The following is a 20,813-nucleotide window of genomic DNA, read 5'->3' on the forward strand; positions in this document are numbered from 1 at the left end:
AGAGTCGCGGAGTGATGCCCAGCCTTTACCGGGTAGCGGAGTACTGGATGTCGCGATACGAGGTCGTCTTCCCTGATCTCTACGCCACCTACATCGGTTGGGGTGAGCCGTTCTGCTTCAGGTGCAGCTGGCTAGCACCCGTTGACGACACGCAGGGGAGCCTTGCTGCGGTATGGGGTTCGGCAGGTGGATGGCTGGAGAGAGCGCATCTGCACGACTGGGCGCTCGGTGGATCAAATGAGCCGGACAACTTGGTGCCACTGTGCCGGCAATGCCACGACATCATGCCGGAGTTCTCGTGCAGGCAGTCGGCGATCTCCTATGTTCGCGATGGTGTGCGGAAGAATAGTTGGTGGCAGTTCTATACCGATGGGGCATTTGGGGCAAGCGCCGGTTTCCCTAACCCTCCCTTCAAGGCCAAGCTGATGCGTGATGCCTACGTGCGTTTTATCGAGATTGAGAGGCTGATCGCGGCGGCCACCAAGGGTGATGAGCGCGCCGCGGCGCGGGTGCGAGGGCTGCTGGGCGACGAGTCCTGGCCGGCCCTTCCCCCGGGATTGCGCGATCGTCCGGCCATCGACTCGGACGCCCTGGCCACGCCCTAACGAGGTGTCAGGCGAACGAAGCGCCTGCTCAGGGCACGTTTCGCGTTCATAAACCGGCGTACAGGGTCGACTCGTCCGTCGCCCACCAGCTCAGGGCCGTGATCGAGGCTCTGAGCTCAACGCTCCAGGGAAAAAGGTCGCCCGGCCGGTGAACCATAACGCCGCTCGTCCCGTTGGAGTGCCGACAGGCATCTGCATCGGTAGTCTCCGGGAGGGCCAGCGCTGATGAACAACTCGGGAACTGTCGGCCTTGAATACATGTCAAATGCCGACTCGTACAACGGGCCTTCTGATTTTGTTTCGAACCCCAGCACGTTCTATCGTCCCGTCGAGATGGGCGCGGCCATCCGATTCTCGGCCCCGCCCATCAAATCGCGTGAGTACCGGAAAGCCCTGAAAGAGTTGAAGGACGCGGTCAAGAGGGGTTCGGATCCAGGGCTGCAAGAATATCAACGGAATGATCTGGGTAGGCTAGTGGGGAAGATGGATGCGGGAACGCCTCCACGGAATGCTGATCATGCATTCAACATGATGTGGTACCTTCGCGTCAACGTGCGTGATTACCCGACGAGTGGGCCAACGTTCCAGAAGATTGAAGCGTTCTATAAACTGCACTCTCCACAACTCGTCCACGACAAATATCACCGACCGTCGGCGCAGCACGATATCGAGCCGTCGCGGTCGCAAGGTGAGGCTGCCGCCAGCGGAGACCTCGGCCGTAGGGTCGGCTTGCGCGAGAAGGCCAAGATCGGAACATCCGCCTTCGTGGAATTAGCCTCGATGCAAATGACTGGGACGGCCCATTTGTCCTACGACGGCGATGAAAAGTTTGGAACCCGACTCCGGGACAGGTTTAACAACAACGTCGACGAAACTAGAAGAGCACCTGGTCGGAAGTAGTGATGTCGGCGTATTCGACGTGAGGGCGGTAGCGTCCCGGGGTGAGCTTCGGCACCTACGCCCGCCGCGTGCGCGACGCTGCGCTGCCGTACCGGCACCGGGTTGGCGCGTTGAGGTCGTGCGTGCAGTTGTACCGACCGATCGGCTTCCACGCCACGCTGAGTTTTCTCGAGGAGATCGCTGGACCGTTTCACCGCGACGAGGCCGCGTTGCTGCGCGCGTTGGACGCTCTCGTGGCGAGCCGTGCGGGCTGGCATGCCGATCTCCGCGACTACACCGCCGAACGGGAGCTCGCCAAGCGCCGGGGCCAGCGCAGCCCTCGCCCGACTGAGCCGAACCCGAACGGGTCTCCTCGCTGCTGGTACGGCGTTCCCGGAGCGGCTGCCCTGCACGCCGTGCGGTACTGGCAACGTCATGAGGCACCTGCGCTGCTGGCAGAGCCGGATTCGACCACCTTGGAGCTGGCCGCCTGCGTCACCGCGTCCCTGGAAGCCGGCGGCGCACTGCTTCCCGCCCAACGAGAAATGTTGAGCGCAACCGTCGAAGCGCTACGGCAGCGGATGGGACCTGAGACGTGGCGCGATGACTCGCGCGCCTACTACCGGGCTTTCAACCTGCTGACGGTCGCACGGCACCTTGAGACGGCGGCCGATGCGGCGCCCACATCCGTCGGCATCGCGCGACCTGAAACGGTCGCGGGTTACGGCCGCGCGACGAACGCCCGCCAAGCCGACGGACCGAAGGTCAGTGCCGGACCAGCAGGGTCTTTGCTGTCCCGTACGCCGACGATGCCAGGCAGATTTATGCGTGATCCGCGAGTTGCCCGAGCGGCACACGTACGACGGGTGGGTCTGGATCGAGGGTTACCAGCTCAACGCGGGCGACGCGGTCGCGCGGCGCGAGTTGTACGTGCGACGGGCGGGCGTGTGGGCGCAGGCCCTGCCGGCCGGACATCGGCGAGGCACGGTGCGGATCGGATGAACGCCCGCCCCCGCCCGCACCTGCCGATGCGTCCGAGGCGGCTGTGCCGCAACTGCGCCGCACCCTGGCCGTGCGGCCCGGCCCAGCTCACTCTCACGGCCGAGTTCTACGGCCACTCCGTCGCCTTGGCGTTCTACCTGGCCGCGTCGATGCACGATGCGGTCGACGACGCGTACGGCCTGGGGTTGCGCCCGAACCTGCCGGCGATGCACGCCAGGTTCCTCGGGTGGTTGTCCCAGGCCCGGCGGCCTCGCCGGTCCGGTCGGGCTTGAGGTCCTGTCGGCGGCCTACACATGACGGCTCACGCGGGAACTGTCGCTCCCGCAGAGAGGTCGGTGCTGTCCGGCAGGTGGTAGACCACCAGCGTCTGTTCGGGTCGCTCGGCGACGTGGAACGCGGCGTGCGATACGGCGATCACACCCAGTCGGGGATGCCGGAGGCGTTTGCGGCCCGCGTGGCTGAACTGGATGTCGTACTGCGGCCACCACTGGCGTACCTCGGGGCTGATCTCGGTGAGTTCGGCCACGAGCCGGGTTACCCGCGGGTGACCGGGATGCTGTCCGGCGATCGCCCGCAGCCGGGCCAGGATGCTGCGCGCCTCCTGTTCCCAGTCGACCAGCACCTGGCGGGCGGCGGGCTCGGTGAATACCCAGCGTACGACGTTGCCACCCGGCCCCACGCCCTGGAACAGCTCCGCTGCGGCGTGGTTGGTCGCGAGTACGTCGTAGCAGATGCCGGTGACGTACGCGGGGTTGTTGCCGAGCAACGCCGGAACACCGGCGATCTCGGGTGTCGCCTCCTCGGAGACGTCCTGCTCCGGCGCGGCTCCTGCGCCGGCGAGGTGGTGCAGGTGTTCCTGCTCGGCGTCGGTCAACCGCAGCGCTCGGGCGAGGGCGTCGAGCACCTGGCCGGAGGGGCGGACATCGCGGCCCTGCTCGAGATAGGTGAGCCAGGTGGCACTGATACCGGCCAGCAGGGCCAGTTCCTCCCGGCGTAACCCTGGTGTGCGGCGGCGCCGCGTGACCGGCAGACCCGCATCGGCTGGGGCTATCCGCTCGCGCCGGCTGCGAAGGAACGTGCCCAGCTCCTTGCTCACCCTGGGACCTCCAATACCAGAATAAAGCGGCTCTGGATACCACTCTAACGAGTCGTCAGGCTTGTCCCATGCGTGCTTGGACTGTTGCTTCAGAAGACGACGACGTACAGCTTTCCGATGTTGCCTCGCCGACCCTTCAGGGCGGTGGCGTGCTCGTGGAGGTGCTCGCCGCGCACCTGCCGGCGTACACGAAAATGGTGGTGAAGGGCAACCGCGGCGGCCTGCCCGTGCCGCTCATCCTGGGTCCCTCCTGCGTCGGCCGGGTGACTGACGTTGCGCCCGACGTGTTCCACGTCGCCCCGGGCGACGTCGTGCTGGACACGGCGCTGCTCGACGCGGGCGGCGGAGACGAGATCCTGGTGGGCTGGGTCGGCCTTGGCGGTTCCGGGGCCGGCAGCGAGCGGACGGATCGCATGCGTACGGTGTGGCGCGACGGTGTCTTCGCGGAAACGGCGCTGTGCGCCAAGGAAACGCTCGTCAAGCTGCCCGGCGCGGAGAACTACCCGGACCCGGCCCGTCTGTCGTTTGTGCCGTGGCTCTGCATCGCCGCCACGGGCCTGCACGCGGCGGGTCCGCTGACCGGCCGCGACGTCGCGGTGATCGGTGCGACGGGCCAACTCGGCGGCGCGGCGGTGCTGATGGCGCTCGCTGAGGGCGCCGCGACGGTGACAGCGGTGGGCCGCAACAAGGGGGCGCTCGACCGGCTGGCCGAGCTCGACCCCCGCATGCGTATCCACCGGCTGACCGGCGACCGTACGACGGATGCGGTGGGTATCGGCCCGGTCGACATCGCCCTCGACGCCCTCGGCGCTACGCCAACGGCGGACGCGACCATGGCCGCCTACGACAGCTTGCGGGGGCGCGGCACTCTTGTGCTCATCGGCGGCGTACGCCAAGACCTCACCATCGGGTACGGCGACCTGATGCGCCGCAGGCTCACCCTGCGCGGCTCCTGGATGAGCAACGACGAGACCGTGACCAACGTGTGGAACCTGGTCCGCTCCGGACTGCTGGACCTCTCCGCGATCGAGATGCGGACGGTCGGCCTGGACGACCCGGCGGCCGCCCTCGACCTGGCGGAGCACACCACGGGCCTCAGCTTCGTAGCCCTCGTCCCCTGACCGTCTGAGGGCCGGCACCTGGACGTGCCTGTCGGCAGGGCGGCGCAGGTCAACCCCGGGTGCCGGCATCCGGGGTTGACCACGACGTGTACGTTCGCCGCCGTTATGACCAGCGACCGCGACGCGACGCCCAGCGAGGTGGCTACGCCGACGTGGCGAGGCAACGTCGGCTGTCTCGCGGCCGTCGTCATGCTGTGCGCCGTCTGGGCCGGGGCGACGTTTGTGCTCGGCTCGGCGATCGACTTCCGGCAACGCTTCGTTCCGTGGTTCGCCGAGCTGGCTTGCCAGGCCTCCGGCTGCGGCCGGCTCCCTATGGTCACGATCGGCTGGGGTGTGCGGGCGACTGCTGTCGTTGTCGTGGCCGTGCTTGCGCTCGCGTTTCGGCCGCGTCGACGGCTCTTCTACGTTCTTTTGCTCCCAGCTGTGGGGCTGGTTGTTCCAGGTCTGTTGCTCTCGGACGTCACGTACAAGACTGGCCACGAGCCGTGGATGAGAGACCTCGTGGTCGGGGTGCCGAACGGAGACGCCCTCGTGGTCGGGATTCACTGCGGGACGTGGGCCGGCTGGTTGGCGCTCTTGACTATGTGGCTCGCGAGCGGCCGCGTGAAGCACGGTTCACCCCGCAACGTCTGGGCGTGGCAGCTCGTCCGCCATGCGGCGCCCCTCCTGATGCTGCCTGCCCTGGTGATCGCGCTGGTCCTAGCGTAGTTCCCAGCCGAGACCGGAAAGCATTGGCGAGGCATGTTGTCAGGTGTCCGGCTATCTGACCGGACCGCTGAGGCGCAGCAGAGCTGCTACCTCTGGCTGATCGTCCCGACTGCACCACGGGGTGAGGCTCAGGACCCAGGGTCTTCGGCGTCCCAGCCGAGATCGGCGAGTTTACGCAGGACCGCGCCAACGCGCGGAGTCCAGAAGAGCAGAACCTGGTCGCGTCCCTCGACCTGGAAGGAGACGGCGGTCGCCGGCAGCGGAAACCGTCCGTGCAGAGGTCGGTGCGGCAGTGCCTCCACCTGGACGTGCCGCAAGGTGTCCGAGCTGGTACGTGACGACAGGGTCAATGTGCTGTCGTCAACGTGCAGCTTGACCGTTGGCCAGGCCATCCGGCGGACAGCCCTGAGCGGGCTGCCTCGGGTGAAGTCGAGGCGGTCGACGTAGGTGAGCCCACCGCGCGTATCGAAGGCATTCGAGATCACTGAGGGATGGTAAGGGGGCGAGCACCGGGTGGGCGGGGTCGGCTCACCGTCCCGTGCCGCGGGGATGACGGTGGGGCAGTGCCGTTGGGCTTGCATCTGGTACCCGGGTACAGGCTTACCGTCGAGGTTATGAGCGATCGCCACGTCACGGCGGACGAGGCCTGGGTGCCGGATGCCTGCACCCTCCCGACGGCCCGAACGGCCGCTGCGGCTCGCCGAGTTCGATCGGTTCTTCACCACCGAGGTACGAGGCGTCGACCGACTGTCGGCGCGGCATCTGCGGTTGCGCCTCGACGGTGCCGCCCGGGTCGAGGAGTTGGCGCGGGACCTGACGGCCCGAGAGTCGTCCTGCTGCGCGTTCTTGACCTTCGGCTTCTCCCGGCCGGACCCCGACCTGCTCGACGCCGGCAGACACCAGCACCGGGGCCGATCCGACACCGGCCTCCAGGTGCGTGCCAGGGAGAAGCTTGTGGAGATCGAGCAGAGGTTGGCCGACCTGACGGTCATCCGCGACACGTTGCGGGACGCCATCTCGGCCGGCTGTGACGACCTGGTCACCTGCGCCGCAAGCACCTGCTGCCCCCTGCCCTTCGCCGAGCTGGCGGACCACCGTCAGCGGGGCCGTTGAGGGACGAGCTGGGTACGCCAGGTCACGCCGACGCCGAGCCCGGCCCAGAAGACGAACCGGCCGGGCGGGGTTGCCCCCGCCCGGCCGTCCAAATCCCTGAAACGTCAGTGCTTCTTGAACACCGGCATGGTGTCCAGGGTGGTGGTGATGTTCTGCGTGGCGCCGCCCCGGTACGTCTTGCCGGTGAAGATGTCCGTCCAGGTGTTGCCCGGCGGGAACCACACCGACGTGGTGGCGGTGTCGCCCGGTGTCGTCACCGGTGCCACCAGGTAGTCCGGACCGTAGAGGTACTGCGAGCCGGCGGTGGCGTACGCGGCCTGCTCGTTCGGGTACGCCAGGTACATCGAGCGGACGATGGGCGTACCCGTGCGGGTGGCCTCCTTGGCGGCGGCGTAGGTGTACGGCTGCAGTTCCTTGCGCAGGTTCAGGAACTTCTTGGCCGACGCGTTGGCTGCCGGGCCGTACTGCCAGGGCAGCCGGTCGCTGTGGTTGGAGTGCAGCCGGTCGATCGGCTGGAACGTGCCGAACTGCACCCAGCGGGCGTACAGGTCGTCGGGCAGCTTGGTGCTGCCCGGTTCGCTGCCCGGCTCCCGCAGGCCACCGGTGTGCCCGCCGATGTCGTGGCTGACGGCGGCCAGCCCGGTCGCGGCCGACTCGCCCGGCGTGTAGCCGACCTCCATCTGCAGGGTCGACCAGTCGCTGGTGGTGTCGCCGGTGAAGTGCAGCGTGGTGCGCTTGTCGGCCCACGGTCCGGTCGCCACCGGGGTCGGGCTGCTGTAGCCGCCGGCCTGCAACGACCCGTACGCCCGGGAGAACGCGAAGCCGGTCTTGTCGGCGTACTGCTGGTTGATCCACGCGTCACCGGTCACGCCGGCGAGCGACGACGTGGTGTTGTCGCAGCACCAGTCCAGCCACCACAGGTCCGGGCCCTTGCTGCCCTTCGGGATCATCCCGTCGTGCAGCTGCATATACGCCTTGAGCTGGTCCGGGTCGCCGAAGTCGAACGTGTAGCAGTCCGGGCCGCCGTTGCAGCCGACGCGCTGGAGCTTGCCCTTCGCGGTGGCCTGCGCCTGGGCGAACTTCGGGTCCGAGCCGAGGATGCTCGGGTGGATATTGATGCCGGTGTGCAGGCCCTGCTTCTTCGCCCAGTCGAAGAACGCCTTCGGGTCGGGAATGCGGGTGGGGTCGATGCTCCAGCCGTTCCACTTGTCCGGCGCCTTGATGTCGGTGTCAAGGACAAGAACATCCATGGGTACGCCCTCAGCCCGGGCCCGGTCCACCAGTGCCTGGAACTCGGCGGCGGTGCGGTCGTAGTACTCGGAGTACCACACCCCGTACGCCCACTTGGGCAGCAGCTTCGTGGGGCCGGTCAGGGTCGACAGGTCCGCCAGGCCACGGGTGAAGTCCTGCCCGTACGCGAAGACGTAGCCGTCCTGCTCGGGAGCGGGCCGGGGCTTGGTGGTGCGCAGGGCCGAGGCCGAGTCGTCGAGCAGGTACCAGCCGTCCTGGTAGAGCAGGCCCGGTGCGGTGAGCGCGGAGCCGGTCACGCCGTCCAGCCCCCGGCGGTAGCCGCCGAGCGGCGCGTGCGGGGCGAGCAGCGGGGAGTCCTTGCCCGTGACGGCGACCGTGTCGACGTTGATGTTGCAGCTGGCGTCGGTGGGGCAGCCCAGCGTCACGGTGTTGGTGCCACCGTCCAGGTGGACCGGGACGGCCACCGTGTTCCAGTAGTCCCATCCGCTGGTCGGCGGCAGGGTCGCCGTGACCGGTGCCGCCGTCCCCGGCGTCACCGACATGGTGCGCGTCTGGCTCGGCTGGGCGCCGGCCTGGCCGTTGGCGTAGCGGATCTGCACCTGGTAGTCACCGGCGGCGGGTACGTCCGTCACGGTGAGCGCCACGGCGGCGCTGGTGTTCTCCAGGCCGGCCAGGAAACCCGTACCCGAAGCGCCGTTGTGGTCGTTCGCAGGCCGCGCGCCGCCGGCGAGCGCGCCGGTCTCGGCCTCTCCCAGGGTGCCGAAGGGTAGAGGCTGCGGCTGGGGTGCGGCCGGCGCGGGGAACGGGTCACCCGGGTTGACCACCGCGAGGCTGTCGATGTTCACGTTGCCGGAGTCGTTGGGACCCCGCACGACGCTGATCTCGTGCTGGCCGGCGGTGAGGTCGACCGGCACGGTGGCCAGGCCCCAGGTGTCCCAGTTCGCGGTCGGCGGCAGGGTCAGCGTGCGGCCGGCGTCGCCGTCGACCTGAACGGTCAGGGTGCGGTCCACGTTCTGGCCGTCGCCGCCGGTGCTGTTGGCGTAGCGGACGGCGAGCTGCCTGGTGCCGCCCTCCGGCGCGTCGAGCGCGAACGTCACCGAGTCGCCGGACGCGGAGAAGCCCGCCGCGAAGCCGCGTCCGGTGTATCCCCGGTGGTCGGTGGCCACGCCGGGACCGTTGAGTTGCAGCGACTCGGCCTCGCAGAGCGCGCCGAACGCGCAGGCCGGCGCGGTGTGGCCGGCCCAGGGCTGGCCCTGCACGGTCTGCTTGCCGGTCTTGAGCCGCACGGTCAGGTTGTCGGCGGTGAACGCGCCCGAGCCGACCTGGTAGCGCAGCGTCATCGCGCCGGTGTCGATGGTGAGCCAGCCGTGCTCGACGCGCTTGGTGAAACGCGTACGGGCGAAGTCGTCGCGCCCGATGGCGTTGAACGTGGCGGCGTCGGTGAACCGGCCGTTCTTCTGGTACTCGGTGCGGATCAGGGTCGGGGAGAGCACTTCGAACCGTGCGTTGCCCGACCGTACGGCCTCGTCCTGCGCGCCGTGAGGTTTGGCCTGGGCGGGCGCGGAGGGGGCGAGCGCCAGGCCCGTGACGAGAATGCCGACCGCGGCGGCTGCTGTCGCCCGGCGGCGGGGTGAGTTCCGATAGAGCAAGATGCGCTCCTCGTCTCATATGGAGGAAATGAGTCGATGACAACGCTGTCACTCGCCTGAAACGCATGTCAACGGGCGGCAGCGGGTGTCTCTTCTCTCTTTCCGGCGCGATGTGCGGGCGGCCGGTACGCGATGTGCGGGCGATGTGCGGGCGGCCTGCCTACGGCCGTCCGCTCGCCGGACGGCACGCCTGCTGATCGGTTTGCCGTCGCCGGAGCGCGGGGATGGTCTGACGCATGTCTTTCTGGAACCGGTTGAAGCAGAGGCGTAACGAGCAGATCGAGCAACGGCGTCAGGAGGCCATGGCCAAGGCGATGGCCCGTGGCGCCACCCCGGAAGAGGTGGTGGCCGCCGGCGAGCGTGCCGCCCGTGGCAACACCGCCGCCGTGCTGGGCGCCATCAGCACCTGACGCGCCACCGGTGGTCGTGATCCACTCCAGGTCGGTGACGTGGGGGTGTCACGCCGCCCGGATGCCGCCACTTCGGCGATCCGGAGTCGATCACGCCGCAGGCGCACGCGCACGCCGAGCGCCGCACGCAGGTGGCAGGCGCACGACGGCCACACTCGCGCGCAGGCCACACTCGCGCAGGTCGCACTCGCGCGCAGGTCGCACTCGCGCGCAGGTCGCACTCGCGCGCCGGCCGTACCCGCGCGCAGGTCGCACCCGCGCCGAGCGCCGCAGCGGGGCGCGGGGTCAGCAGCGGGCGGCGGCCAGCGGAGCTGCGCCTGCCAGGGCCTCGACCGTCGTCGTGGGCGCGGCTGACTCCGCCGTTGGCGTCGGCGAGGTGGAGAGTGACGGCGAGGGCGACGCGGGCGTTGGGGAGGCGCTGGGCGGGGCGGCGACGAGGGACGCCGTGGTGCGTTGGACCTTCCTCGGCGTCATGCGGATGCCGGTGGCGGTGCTCTGGTGGCCGTACACGTCGGTGACCCGGATCGTGTACGGGCCGGAGCCGATTCCGTCGTCGACGGTCCAGTAGTTGTCGGCCTGGCGGGTCGTCTTGCGGAAGCCGCCGGTCGGGCCCTTGGCCTCGACCGAGCGCAGCGGGTTGCCGTGGTTGCCGACCTGGACCGCGAACCACCACTGCGACGCCCCGCCCTTGATCCGGAAGGTGAGACCGCCGTCGAGCGGCGGGTCGACCACCGCCCGGTACGCCACGGAGGCGATGCCCTGCGAGCGGTCGGCGATCCGGGCGAACGCCTCCTCGGACAGGTCGATCTTGCTGCTTCCGCAGCCGGCGCACTGGTCCATGACGAGCACCCGGACCGTGCCCTTCGGGCCGGTGACGTCCAGGTAGCTGCCGCAGGCGGCCGCGTTGGCGTACTGCGACGAGCCGACAGCCGCGTAGAGCCGGTCGGCCGGCGGGCCCGGGAAGGAACAGGTGCCGCCCGAGCGGCCCCCGTCGTAGAAGCTGGCTGTTCCCCTGTGGACGGTGCCGCCGCTGGGCGGCGCGGCGCAGGCCGGGGCGGCGCCGCCGCGTACGGCGAGGGTGACGCCGAGGGCGGCGGCCAGAGCGGCGATTCCGGTGCCGGCCATCCAGCGTCGGACCCGCCGACTCGACCGGGGTGTTCTGGCCGGGCTTTCGCTTGCGGGTTCCGTGCCTGGTGCCGTCACGCCGCCTGATGTTGCCGCATGATCCGCGGCCAGCGCAAAGCCGGTAAGCATTCCGTCACGCGCCGGATCGACGGGCGCGCAGTCCGTCGCGGGCTCGCCGTAGATCCACTCGACTTCGCTGACGTTGGGGTGTCCGGGGGCCTGGGATAGGCCGGTTTCACGGAACACGAGTGGATCATGGCCCTCCGTGTTGCTCCGCGTCCGTACCGTGTCGTTGAGGGAGGTACGGGGATGATCGATCTGGTGACGGTCGGCGCGGTCGTGGGCGTACTGGTCGTCGGTGTCGGTGTCGTGGTCCGCAAGCCGGTCGACGCCCGGCGGGTGCTGCGGTGGTCGGCCCTGGCGATCACCGTGCTGGTGGCCGCCGCGCTGACGCCCTTCACCGTGGACGACTCCGGTTCTGCCGCCAGCTACCTGCTCGGCGTTCCGGTCGTCGCCGCGGTGCTGCCGGTTCTTGCGCAGCGATTCGGCCGGCTGGCCGGCGTCGTCGACCTGGTGGCCGCGCTGGTCATCGGCGGGTGGGGTCTGCTGCTCGGGCTGGGCATCGGCGCCGCGTTCCTGCCGGCGACGGTGCTCCTGATCGCCAGCGCCGTTGTCGGCACCAGGCCAGCTCGACCGTCCAACGCCATCTGAGATGGGGCAGGACCGCGAGGAAACGACCCCGACCGTCGTCTTCGATCTCGACGGCGTGCTGCTGCGCGGGGACGCGTTCGGGCTCTTCATGCGTCGCGTCGTCTTCACGGGTGCCCGGCTGCCGCTGGCCGTCGGCCTGCTCGTCCTCCTCGCGCCCATGATCGCCGTTCCCGCCTACCGCGTGCGGGCGGCGCAATGGATGAGTCGGATCGGCCTGTGCGGCCGGAACGCGGATCGGTTGCAGGCCGAGCTGGGGCGTTTCGGCGCCGACCTCGGCGCCGAGCCAGGTCGGCTCATCGCACCGGGTCTGCGGATGATCCGTGCCCACCTCGCGGCGGGCGACCGCGTCGTCGTGGTGACCGCGTGTGAGCACACCCTGGCACGCGCGTTGCTCGACGCCATCGGCCTCGCCGAGGTCGACCTGGTGGCGTCGCACATCCGTGGCCCGAAGCTGATCGTGCACAACTACGGCCCGACGAAGATGGTGCAACTGGCCGCCCGCAGGGTGACGCCACCCTGGCGGGTGGCCTACAGCGACTCGCTGTCGGATCTTCCCATTCTCGCCGCCGCGGAGCAGGCGGTGCTGGTCAACGCGAACGCCCGTCAGGTCTCCCGGGCGCGGCGGCTGCTCGGTGCCCGGCTGACCACCGTGACCTGGACGGGCAGCTAGGTCCTGTTCCATAAGAACTGGTCGGCCTGCGGCGGGCCCGGACGACGCCCGGCGGCGTTGCGGTGGTGTCCGGATACAACACCGTTATCCGGACACCACCGCGCCTTGCCGGATCGCCGCCCGGACTCCGCCTCGGCCCGACCGCCTTATGAAACCGGACCCAGGGCGTGGGTCAAGGCCCTCGGCTCGACCGAGGACTTTGACACCCGCTAGGAAATCTCCGCCGACCGCGTGACTGCTCGTATCGCCACGACCGCGAGGTGCAGCGTTCTAGGCTCCGAGACAGGGGGCGGCGTGCCTTTCTCGAATTGGCGCACACATCCGGGTAGTGCCCTCACCCCATGATTCCCCTCGCGAGGCGTGAACTGGTGACAGAGAGGACGAGAGCATGGCGGTCAAGACGAAGACGCGGCCCGGCACCACGGAGATCCGGCCATTCACGGTGGAAATTCCCCAGGCGGACCTCGACGACCTGAAACGGCGGATCGCCGCCACCCGTTGGCCGGAGAAGGAAATCGTCGACGACCAGTCGCAGGGCGTGCCACTCGCGACCATCCAGGCCGTCGCGCGTTACTGGGAAAACGAGTACGACTGGCGCAAGGTCGAGTCACGGCTGAATGCCGTACCGCAGTTCATGACCACCATCGACGGGGTGGACATCCACTTCATCCACGTGCGCTCGAAGCACGAGGACGCGCTCCCGCTCATCGTCACGCACGGGTGGCCCGGGTCGGTGATCGAGCAGATGAAGATCATCGAGCCGTTGACCGACCCGACGGCCCACGGCGCGAGCGCGTCGGACGCCTTCCACCTGGTGATCCCGTCCCTGCCCGGCCACGGCTTCTCGGGCAAGCCCACCGCGACGGGCTGGAACCCGCAGAAGATCGCCACCGCCTGGACCGAGCTGATGAAGCGCCTCGGGTACGACCGGTTCGTCGCCCAGGGCGGCGACTGGGGAGCGGTCGTCGTGGACCAGATGGGCGTGCAGGCCCCGCCGGAGCTGCTCGGGATCCACACCAACATGCCCGGCGCGGTCCCGCCCGAGATCGACCTGCTGTTCCAGGGCGACACCACCGGAGCGAACAACGCCATGGGGTCGCTGCCCTCGGGCCTGTCCGACGACGAGATGCGCGCGACCACCGAGTTGGACTACGTCTGGAAACACGTCGCGTACGCCCTGATGATGGCGACGCGCCCGCAGACGCTGACCGCCCTGGCGGACTCCCCGGTGGGCCTGGCGTCGTTCCTGCTCGACCACGACGCGAAGAGCCTCGCCCTGATCGCGAAGGTCTTCGAGGGCGCCCAGGCGGGCCTGACCCGCGACGACATCCTGGACAACATCTCGCTCTACTGGTTGACGAACACCGCGGTCTCCGCGTCCCGCCTCTACGCGGAGAACAAGCTCTCGTTCTTCGCCACCAAGGGCGTCAACGTCCCCGTCGCGGTGAGCGTCTTCCCCGACGAGCTGTACGAGGCCCCGCAGAGCTGGGCGGAGCAGGCGTACCCGAACCTCATCTACTACAACAAGCTCGACGTCGGTGGGCACTTCGCGGCGTGGGAGCAGCCGAAGATCTTCTCCGAGGAGCTGCGGACCGCCTTCCGGTCGCTGCGGTAGATGGCCGCGTTCGGTCGGGTGCACCTGCCGCCGCTCGGCGGGGCGGTCGAGTGGCTCAACTCCGAGCCGCTCGGCCCCGCCGAGCTGCGCGGACGCGTCGTACTCGTGAACTTCTGGACGCTGACCTGCATCAACTGGCTGCGCCAGGAGCCGTACGTCCGGGCCTGGTCGCGGGCGTACCGCAACGACGGCCTGGTCGTCGTCGGGGTGCACACGCCGGAGTTCGGCTTCGAGCATCAGGTGGATTGGGTACGCGCCGCGGTGGCGGCCCGCGACATCGACTACCCGGTCGCGGTCGACAGCGACTACGCGATCTGGCGCGCCTTCGCCAACCAGTACTGGCCGGCGCTCTACTTCGTCGACACCGACGGCGTGCTCAGCGACGAGCACTTCGGTGAGGGTCGCTACGAGCAGTCCGAGCGGACCATCCAGCGTCTGCTCGGTGTCGAGCGGGACCTCGTACCCGTCGCCGGGATCGGCCCGGAGGCGGCGGCCGACTGGGACAGTCTGCGGACGCCCGAGACGTACCTCGGGTTCAGTCGCGGCGAACACTTCGCGTCGCCGAACGGCCCCGCACTCGACGAACGCCGCGCCTACGACCTCCCCGAGAGCCTGGCACTCAACCAGTGGGCCCTGTCGGGCGAGTGGACGATCGGGTCGGAGAACGTCGCGGTCGGTCGAGCCGGCGCCAGCATCGCCGTCCGGTTCCACGCCCGCGACGCGCATCTCGTGCTGGCCCCCGGAACGGGACGGCCGGTCCCGTTCCGGGTGCTCCTCGACGGCGAGGCCCCCGGCCCGTCCCACGGCGTCGACGTCGACGAGGCCGGCAACGGCGTGCTGGAGGACGGCCGCCTCTACCAGCTCGTCCGCCAGGACGGCGCGGTCCGCGAGCGGACCCTGGAGGTCACGTTCGGCGAACCCGGCGCCGAGGCGTACGCCTTCACCTTCGGCTGACGCGCAGATCGACAGTGCTCACCGTGCCGGAGACCGGTGAGAAGCTGCGCACCTGAGCGCCGGGACGCAGACGGCTGTCGGTGGCGTACCGGTCGGCGAGCGCCTTTTCCGCGGCCTCGTCGCCGTCGTCGGCCTTGAGCAGCAGCGCGGCGATCTCGTCGGCGAGCGTGAGGTCGGCGTCGGCGAGGTCGTCGGTCATCGCGCCGAAGCTGTCCCACAGCAGCAGCTCGTCCTTCTGCCGATGGGCCAGCTCGTGCAGGAGGTAGTCGTAGATGAACCAGGCGCCGTGGACCGGCAGGTCGGGGGCCACGCCGTAGACGTCGGGATCGATCGTTCCGGCCCGGTACGCCGACCAGACCCGCGCCGCCGAATCGAAGAGCCCCGCCGTCGGATCGATGTCGTAGCCGTCGAACCGCCGGTCGCCGGCCGGGTCGGCCTCCGGGTCGGCCCAGACCCAGCGGTGGCCGTTCCAGTACTCCACCAGCACGTGATCGTGGTGCCAGTCGGGCGTGAAATAGGAGGCGAAGCCGACCCGGCTGCGGCTCGGGACGCCGTGTTGACGCAGCAGCGCGACCGAGAGCAGCGTGTGGTCCCGGCAGCAGCCGGCCACCCGGTCGACGGCCGGGCGCTCGGTGCGCAGGGGCAGGGCGAAGCGGGACTGGTCGGTGTCGAGAATGCGCTCCACCCAGCGGCTGTTCACCTCCTCCAGCCGGTCGCCGGGCAACTCGACGCCGCCGGCGCGGTAGTGGACTATCAGGTTGCGGGCGGTCGCCGCCACGGTGGCGATGTCGGCGGGCACGGCGTCGAGCAGTGCGGCATGCCGGCCCGGGTCGCTGTACGGGGAGTGCTGTCGGTAGCTGTCGACGTCCATGAGGCGAGTCTTCGTCCTGCCACCGTGTCAGGGTCAAGGCGCTTTTCCCGGCTAGTGTCGACTGCTGTGACAGCGCCCGAGATCACCATCGCCACCCCAGCCGACCGCGATGCGGTGGTCGGTTCACTGGTCGCCGCGTTCGTCAAGGATCCCATCCTGCGGTTCCTGTTCCCCGACGAGGAGACCTACCCGCGCCACGCCGCCACCTTCTTCGGGGACCTCTTCGACAAGCGGGTGCACCTGTCGTCGATCTGGACGACAGGTGGCGGTGCGTCCGTCGCCATCTGGGAGCCGCCGGCCAAGCAACCGACTGCCGGGCCGGCCGACGTGCGGACTGCCGGGCCGGCAGCCGTGCACAGGTCGCCGAAGGAAGGTTCCTACCCGGCCGACGTGCTGGCCCGGGTGCAGGGCTACGACCACACCGTGCACGCCGCACTGCCGACATACCCGTTCTGGTATCTCGGTGTCCTGGGCACCCACCCCGACAGCGCCGGACGCGGCTGGGGCCGCGCCGTCATGCGGGCCGGGCTGGCCCGTGCCGCCGCCGACGGACTGCCGGCGATCCTGGAGACCAGCAACCCGGGCAACGTCGACCTGTACCGCCGGGCCGGCTGGGAGGTGGTGGGCACCCTGTCGGAGCCGGTGCCCACCTGGATCATGCAGCAGCCGCCCCGCTGAGATGTCCCGGTTGGCGGTTCAACCCCGGACCGCGGCCCGACCGATGCGGGCACCGGATGTCGGGTGGACCACCTGGCCCGCCGCCTAGCGTTGCTGCTCGTAAGGGAAGGAGGCCCGGGTGCTGGAGCGGCTCAACGAGGCCATGGCGCACATCGAGCGGCACCTCGACCAGCAGATCGAGGTGACCGACCTGGCGCGGATCGCGCTCACGTCGGAGTACCACTTCCGGCGGCTGTTCTCCGCGCTGGCCGGCATGCCGCTGTCGGAGTACGTCCGCCGCCGTCGGCTCACCGTCGCCGGCGCGCACGTGCTGGCCGGGGAGCGGACGCTGCTCGACATCGCGGTGCGCTACGGCTACGGCTCGGCCGAGGCGTTCGCCCGTGCGTTCCACGCCGTGCACGGCGTGGGGCCCGGAGATGCCCGGCGTACGGGGGCGGCGTTGCGTTCCCAGCCCCGGATGTCCTTCCGACTCACCGTGGAAGGGAGCGGCAGCATGGAGTACCGAATCGTCACCAAGGACGCGTTCGCGCTGGTGGGGCGTAAGGCCCGGGTTCCGCTGGTGCACGAGGGGATGAACCCGTCGATCGTCGCGTTCGTCAGGAGCATCGACAAGGAGACGACCGCCCGGATCGAGGCGCTCTCCGACCAGGAGCCGGCCGGGATCGTCAACGTCAGCGACAACCTGGCCGACACCCGGGCCGAGGGGAGCGAGCTGGACTACTGGCATGGGGCCGTCACCGGGGCCACGCCACCGGACGACCTGGACGCGCTGCCGGTGGCGGCCGGGTCGTGGGCGGTGTTCACCACCTCCGGCGCGTTCCCGCAGGCGGTGCAGTTCCTGTGGCGGGACGTGTTCACCCAGTGGTTCCCGTCGAACCCGTACCGCAGCCGGCCCGGACCGGAGATCTCCCGGGTGCGGGTGTCCGCGGACGGGAGCACGGCGGACGCGGAGCTGTGGATCCCCGTCGAACGGGTCGCGGTCTGAGGACGTCGCGGCCGGAGGCTCAGTCGGGTACGTCGTCCCAGGTGGTGCCCGGCGGTAGATAGCCGGCCGACGGGTTGTCGCGCAACGCGTAGGCGATGACCAGCAGCGCGTGCCGGTCCAACTCGGGCAGCCGGTCCAGCGCGAACCACCGCACGTCCAGCGACTCGTCGTCGTTGACCCGCGCGGTGCCGGACACCACCTGGCAGACGAAGCCCAGGTTGAGGTATTCGCAGCGGTCGCCGTTGGGGTAGGTGTGCGGGTGGGAGACGGCACTGGTCAGGCGCAGCGGCGTCACGTCCAGGCCGGTCTCCTCCCGCACCTCCCGGACCAGCGCGGTGGCCGGCTGCTCGCCCGGCTCGACGAAGCCGCTGATCACCGACCACCGCCCGTCGTCCGAGCGTTGGCCGAGCAGCAGCTCACCGGCGTCGTTGCGGATGACCGCGCTGACGCTGGGCAGCCACAGCAGGTCGTGGCCGACGTGCTTTCGCATCCGCACGATGTAGTCCGGTACCGCCATCGGGCGATCATAGGCCGCGCGTCGGCGGCCACCGCCGTCCCATCGAGGTCGCGTCGTGCTCAGCCCGACCATTCGACGGTACGACGAAAGCGCTTGTACTCCGCGGTCAGCTCGGCGTCGATGCGCTCCAGCCGGGCGGGGGTGAGCACCACCGACGGGTCCTGCCACGGCCGTCCGGCGAGCAGTTGGCGACGCAGCCCGAGCGGCGGGTGGGCGGCGAAGAGCGAGGCCTCGTCACGGACCGACAGTTGGCGCAGCAGCGGCAGCCGGTGACTGTTCGCCGCGCGGGCCTCGGCGAACGCCGACCGCCAACGGTCCGGGCCGTGCCCCGCTCGTGCGTGGACACGTACCGCCAACGCCATCGACTCGCCGGCCAGCAGGGCGTCGAGCAGATCGGTGGCGGCCGTCGTGCCGGCGACCCGGGCGGCCAGGTCGTCGGCGAGGTACTCGGCGCGCTGGCTGTCCCGCAGCGCCACGCTCACCAGCACGAGGTGCGCGCCGAACAGCACCCGGGACACCACCCACTGGAACGCGCGGCCCAGCGCGTCACCCACCATCTCCAGCAGCCCGGCCCCGACGGTGGTCTGCACCGGCCGGAACAGGTCGGCGGCCGAGGCGAGCGTGGTGAACGCGGGTTGGGTGAGCAGACCCCGACGTGGGTCGCCGTTGACGAAGTGGCCGAGTTCGTGCCCGAGCAGCGCCACCCGTTCACCGGCGGGCAGCGAGCCCCACAGTGGCAGCCCGAGCGCCAACACCCGGCGGCGTCGCACCCCGACCGCGCCCGCGTACGCGTTGATGGCGTTGTCGACGCCGACCACGTCCGGCACCGGCGCGCCGATCGCCGCGGCCACCTCGTCGATCAGCCCGAACAGCTCGGGCGCACGGTCGCGGGACAGGACCTCCAGATCCGGGTCGACTAGGCCGAAGCGGGGCCGCAGGGCGACCGCCAGGGCGACCATCGCCACACCCAGCACGATCGCCAGGTTGGGAAAGGGGAACGCCACGATCAGCCAACCGCCGACGACCGCGAGGGCGAGTACGGCCGCGATCAGCAGCAGGGACACCACCGCGGTCAGCATCCGTGCCGCACTCGACCCGCCGTCGCCGAGCGGACGGCCCAGCAACTGGCGGAACTGCTGCCCGGTCGCCTGAAACGCCAACCGGTGGGTCCACCGGTCGACCCAGGTCCAGCCGAACTCGCGCTCGCGCCGCCCGGGGTCGTACGCCTCCAGGTTCCACTCGCAGCCGGGGCACCACGGCGCCGCGTCCCTCAGCGACGCGGTGGTCATTCCGCATCGCGGGCACGCCCCCGCGCCCGTCACCGTGTTGATCACGGCCACGAATCCTGCCCCGGAGCGTCGTGCCGGGGAATCGACCGTTCGGCCACCGGTGTTCCCGCGCCTTCCAACGCCCCCACCTGCACTTCTTTCGGCGTTTTCGCCCGCGGTGCGGTAAGCGTCTCTACTGTGGAGAGGGTTAGGCGACTTGCGTGATCCGGTGGCGGGCAACCGGTTCGCGGTGCACAGTGTTTCCCATGAGCGACAGCGAACGTAGTGGGCAGTTCTACTGGTGCACCCGACACCACCGGGTCGAGACGGACGCCGACGTGTGTCCGGCGAAGCACGTCCTCGGCCCGTACGACTCGGCGGCCGACGCGGAGAACGCCCTGCAGCGAGTGCAGGAGCGGAATGAGGCGTGGGAGGCCGAGGACGCGCGTTGGGCCGGGGAGGACAGGTAGACGGCGCGGGACGGCCCGCGTCGCGGTAGTTCGTGCTCCGCGAGGACGCACGCGAGAGCACGTCCCCAAGGAGGGAACCACGATGGCCGTTACACAGCAGGCCACCACCCGCCCGGCCGCCCGCAAGACCACCGCGAAGAAGACCGCCGCGGCGGAGCGTGGCACGTCGGCGAGCCGGACCACCCCCGTGCGCAAGTCCACCACGGGCGCGGCGAAGGCGCCGGCCCGCAAGGCGGCCGGCGGCGCGGGGCGTGCCCCGGCGACGAAGACGACCACCGCGGCGAAGAAGGCCCCCGCCAAGAAGGCAACGGCGACGAAGACGACGAAGACCACGGCGGCGGCCAAGAGGACCACGGCGGCCAAGAAGGCGCCCGCGAAGAAGACCGCGACCACGGCCAGGACCACGGCGGCCAAGAACACGGCGGCGGCCAGGAAGGCGCCCGCGAAGACCGCGTCCGCCCGCGGGACGGCCACCGCCGCGAAGCGGAGCCCGGCAGCCACGGCGCGCAAGAGCGGCACCGCGACCAAGGCGACGAGCGCGGCGAAGAAGACCACCAGCGCGGCGAAGAAGACCACCGCCTCGGCGGCCAAGAGGACCACGGCCGCGACGAAGGCGCCCGCCCGCAAGGTCGCGACCAAGGCGTCGGCGGTGAAGAAGACGGCCGCGAAGAAGGCTCCCGCCAAGAAGGCGCCCGCGAAGAAGACCACGGCGGCGAAGAAGACGGCGACCCGTCCGGCCGGCGGCGCGCGCAAGGCGGCGGCGAAGAAGGCCCCGGCCTCGAAGGTGACCGGCACGTCGTCGACGACCGCCCGTAAGGCGGCGGCGAAGAAGGCCCCGGCGAAGAAGACCACCGCCGCCAAGGCGCCGGCCCGCAAGGTGACCGCCCGCAAGTCGCCGTCGCAGCCGGTCGCCGCACGGGCAACCGCCCCCCGGGGTACGCGGACCACGGCGCGGAGGGCGACCGGCTGACGCTGGTCGTCCCCGGGCTGGCCGCCCCGCCTCGGCCGGGGTCGCCCCGGCTGGCGCTGGTCGTCGCCCTGGGCTGGCCGGGCGGCGCGGCGTGGACTCGGCCGGTCACCGGAAGCGGATCACCGGCGGCGCTGTCAGGATTGAC

At 70.2% G+C, this 20,813-nt stretch carries 23 protein-coding genes and 1 pseudogene; 16 read left to right on the plus strand and 8 right to left on the minus strand.

Translation table 11 applies throughout. The features are described from left to right. Window positions 1-47 precede the first annotated feature (47 nt). Window positions 48-605, plus strand: coding sequence for an HNH endonuclease (locus ACIBTX_RS28900; RefSeq protein ID WP_396833247.1), 558 nt, complete (start codon window positions 48-50; stop codon window positions 603-605). 225 nt (window positions 606-830) lie between these two features. Further along, entirely contained in the window at window positions 831-1,505 is a 675-nt protein-coding gene (locus ACIBTX_RS28905; RefSeq protein WP_357132665.1) for a hypothetical protein, read from the plus strand. Between the two features lie 700 nt (window positions 1,506-2,205). Here ACIBTX_RS28905 and ACIBTX_RS28910 read toward each other — a convergent pair. Then, window positions 2,206-2,307, minus strand: a pseudogene (locus ACIBTX_RS28910) (DUF397 domain-containing protein); the annotation flags it as partial. Window positions 2,308-2,312: 5 nt separating this feature from the next. Between ACIBTX_RS28910 and ACIBTX_RS28915 the strand changes: the two are divergent. Next, window positions 2,313-2,486, plus strand: coding sequence for a hypothetical protein (locus ACIBTX_RS28915; RefSeq protein WP_396833248.1), 174 nt, complete (start codon window positions 2,313-2,315; stop codon window positions 2,484-2,486). Continuing rightward, window positions 2,483-2,758: a hypothetical protein gene (locus ACIBTX_RS28920; RefSeq protein ID WP_357173797.1), complete on the plus strand. Its 276-nt coding sequence runs from the start codon at window positions 2,483-2,485 to the stop codon at window positions 2,756-2,758. The genes ACIBTX_RS28915 and ACIBTX_RS28920 overlap by 4 nt, the downstream gene beginning before the upstream one ends. 29 nt (window positions 2,759-2,787) lie before the next feature. On the opposite strand, the gene ACIBTX_RS28925 is transcribed toward ACIBTX_RS28920, so the two are convergent. Continuing rightward, window positions 2,788-3,582 (minus strand): helix-turn-helix transcriptional regulator, encoded by a 795-nt coding sequence (locus tag ACIBTX_RS28925; protein WP_357393459.1) that lies wholly within the window; start codon window positions 3,580-3,582, stop codon window positions 2,788-2,790. A 68-nt stretch (window positions 3,583-3,650) separates the two neighbouring features. Between ACIBTX_RS28925 and ACIBTX_RS28930 the strand changes: the two genes are divergently transcribed. Together ACIBTX_RS28930 and ACIBTX_RS28935 are read left to right on the plus strand one after the other, a co-directional pair. Continuing rightward, a complete protein-coding gene (locus ACIBTX_RS28930) occupies window positions 3,651-4,703 on the plus strand; it encodes a zinc-binding dehydrogenase (protein WP_357132680.1) in 1,053 nt (350 codons plus the stop codon). A 105-nt stretch (window positions 4,704-4,808) separates the two neighbouring features. After that, the gene (locus ACIBTX_RS28935) at window positions 4,809-5,411 is read left to right on the plus strand and encodes a hypothetical protein (RefSeq protein ID WP_357393457.1); all 603 of its coding nucleotides are present in this window, start codon (window positions 4,809-4,811) and stop codon (window positions 5,409-5,411) included. Window positions 5,412-5,539: 128 nt separating this feature from the next. Here ACIBTX_RS28935 and ACIBTX_RS28940 read toward each other — a convergent pair whose 3' ends face one another. After that, window positions 5,540-5,896 (minus strand): hypothetical protein, encoded by a 357-nt coding sequence (locus ACIBTX_RS28940; RefSeq protein WP_357132686.1) that lies wholly within the window; start codon window positions 5,894-5,896, stop codon window positions 5,540-5,542. Between the two features lie 172 nt (window positions 5,897-6,068). On the opposite strand from ACIBTX_RS28940, the gene ACIBTX_RS28945 reads away from it, so the two are divergent. Beyond that, window positions 6,069-6,524, plus strand: coding sequence for a hypothetical protein (locus ACIBTX_RS28945; protein WP_357132689.1), 456 nt, complete (start codon window positions 6,069-6,071; stop codon window positions 6,522-6,524). Between the two features lie 104 nt (window positions 6,525-6,628). Here the strand turns inward: ACIBTX_RS28945 and ACIBTX_RS28950 are convergent, their stop codons facing one another. Further along, the gene (locus tag ACIBTX_RS28950) at window positions 6,629-9,424 is read right to left on the minus strand and encodes a TIM-barrel domain-containing protein (RefSeq protein WP_396833249.1); all 2,796 of its coding nucleotides are present in this window, start codon (window positions 9,422-9,424) and stop codon (window positions 6,629-6,631) included. A gap of 236 nt (window positions 9,425-9,660) precedes the next feature. On the opposite strand from ACIBTX_RS28950, the gene ACIBTX_RS28955 reads away from it, so the two are divergent. Then, window positions 9,661-9,834, plus strand: a complete 174-nt coding sequence (locus tag ACIBTX_RS28955) for a hypothetical protein (protein ID WP_357132695.1) — start codon at window positions 9,661-9,663, stop codon at window positions 9,832-9,834. Window positions 9,835-10,119: 285 nt separating this feature from the next. Here the strand turns inward: ACIBTX_RS28955 and ACIBTX_RS28960 are convergent, their stop codons facing one another. Beyond that, window positions 10,120-10,959 carry an expansin EXLX1 family cellulose-binding protein gene (locus ACIBTX_RS28960; protein ID WP_357393453.1) on the minus strand — a complete coding sequence of 280 codons (840 nt, stop codon included), beginning with the start codon at window positions 10,957-10,959 and terminating at the stop codon, window positions 10,120-10,122. Between the two features lie 309 nt (window positions 10,960-11,268). On the opposite strand from ACIBTX_RS28960, the gene ACIBTX_RS28965 reads away from it, so the two are divergent. The 4 genes from ACIBTX_RS28965 (at window position 11,269) to ACIBTX_RS28980 (ending at window position 14,909) form a co-directional block, all read left to right on the plus strand. After that, complete coding sequence (locus tag ACIBTX_RS28965) at window positions 11,269-11,670, plus strand: hypothetical protein (RefSeq protein WP_357132702.1); 402 nt, start codon at window positions 11,269-11,271, stop codon at window positions 11,668-11,670. A gap of 1 nt (window position 11,671) precedes the next feature. After that, window positions 11,672-12,340, plus strand: coding sequence for a haloacid dehalogenase-like hydrolase (locus ACIBTX_RS28970; protein ID WP_396833251.1), 669 nt, complete (start codon window positions 11,672-11,674; stop codon window positions 12,338-12,340). Window positions 12,341-12,728: 388 nt separating this feature from the next. Continuing rightward, the gene (locus ACIBTX_RS28975) at window positions 12,729-13,955 is read left to right on the plus strand and encodes an epoxide hydrolase family protein (protein WP_396833252.1); all 1,227 of its coding nucleotides are present in this window, start codon (window positions 12,729-12,731) and stop codon (window positions 13,953-13,955) included. Next, window positions 13,956-14,909 carry a redoxin family protein gene (locus ACIBTX_RS28980; protein WP_396833253.1) on the plus strand — a complete coding sequence of 318 codons (954 nt, stop codon included), beginning with the start codon at window positions 13,956-13,958 and terminating at the stop codon, window positions 14,907-14,909. On the opposite strand, the gene ACIBTX_RS28985 is transcribed toward ACIBTX_RS28980, so the two are convergent. After that, window positions 14,896-15,780 (minus strand): transglutaminase domain-containing protein, encoded by an 885-nt coding sequence (locus tag ACIBTX_RS28985; RefSeq protein WP_357132711.1) that lies wholly within the window; start codon window positions 15,778-15,780, stop codon window positions 14,896-14,898. The genes ACIBTX_RS28980 and ACIBTX_RS28985 overlap by 14 nt on opposite strands. A gap of 66 nt (window positions 15,781-15,846) precedes the next feature. Between ACIBTX_RS28985 and ACIBTX_RS28990 the strand changes: the two genes are divergently transcribed. Together ACIBTX_RS28990 and ACIBTX_RS28995 are read left to right on the plus strand one after the other, a co-directional pair. After that, window positions 15,847-16,458, plus strand: a complete 612-nt coding sequence (locus ACIBTX_RS28990) for a GNAT family N-acetyltransferase (RefSeq protein ID WP_357173834.1) — start codon at window positions 15,847-15,849, stop codon at window positions 16,456-16,458. A 118-nt stretch (window positions 16,459-16,576) separates the two neighbouring features. Then, window positions 16,577-17,443 (plus strand): helix-turn-helix domain-containing protein, encoded by an 867-nt coding sequence (locus ACIBTX_RS28995; protein ID WP_396833254.1) that lies wholly within the window; start codon window positions 16,577-16,579, stop codon window positions 17,441-17,443. Window positions 17,444-17,462: 19 nt separating this feature from the next. Here ACIBTX_RS28995 and ACIBTX_RS29000 read toward each other — a convergent pair whose 3' ends face one another. Further along, on the minus strand, window positions 17,463-17,960 hold the full coding sequence (locus ACIBTX_RS29000) for an NUDIX domain-containing protein (protein WP_357132717.1): 498 nt from the start codon (window positions 17,958-17,960) through the stop codon (window positions 17,463-17,465). 59 nt (window positions 17,961-18,019) lie between these two features. Beyond that, entirely contained in the window at window positions 18,020-19,249 is a 1,230-nt protein-coding gene (locus ACIBTX_RS29005; RefSeq protein ID WP_396833255.1) for a M48 family metallopeptidase, read from the minus strand. Window positions 19,250-19,494: 245 nt separating this feature from the next. Between ACIBTX_RS29005 and ACIBTX_RS29010 the strand changes: the two genes are divergently transcribed. Next, window positions 19,495-19,698, plus strand: coding sequence for a hypothetical protein (locus ACIBTX_RS29010; RefSeq protein ID WP_357132722.1), 204 nt, complete (start codon window positions 19,495-19,497; stop codon window positions 19,696-19,698). An 82-nt stretch (window positions 19,699-19,780) separates the two neighbouring features. Then, window positions 19,781-20,668 (plus strand): histone, encoded by an 888-nt coding sequence (locus tag ACIBTX_RS29015; protein WP_357173843.1) that lies wholly within the window; start codon window positions 19,781-19,783, stop codon window positions 20,666-20,668. The last annotated feature ends 145 nt before the right edge of the window (window positions 20,669-20,813 follow it).

Origin of the sequence: Micromonospora sp. NPDC049359 (assembly GCF_044466585.1) — a bacterium.
Classification (GTDB): Bacteria; Actinomycetota; Actinomycetes; order Mycobacteriales; family Micromonosporaceae; genus Micromonospora.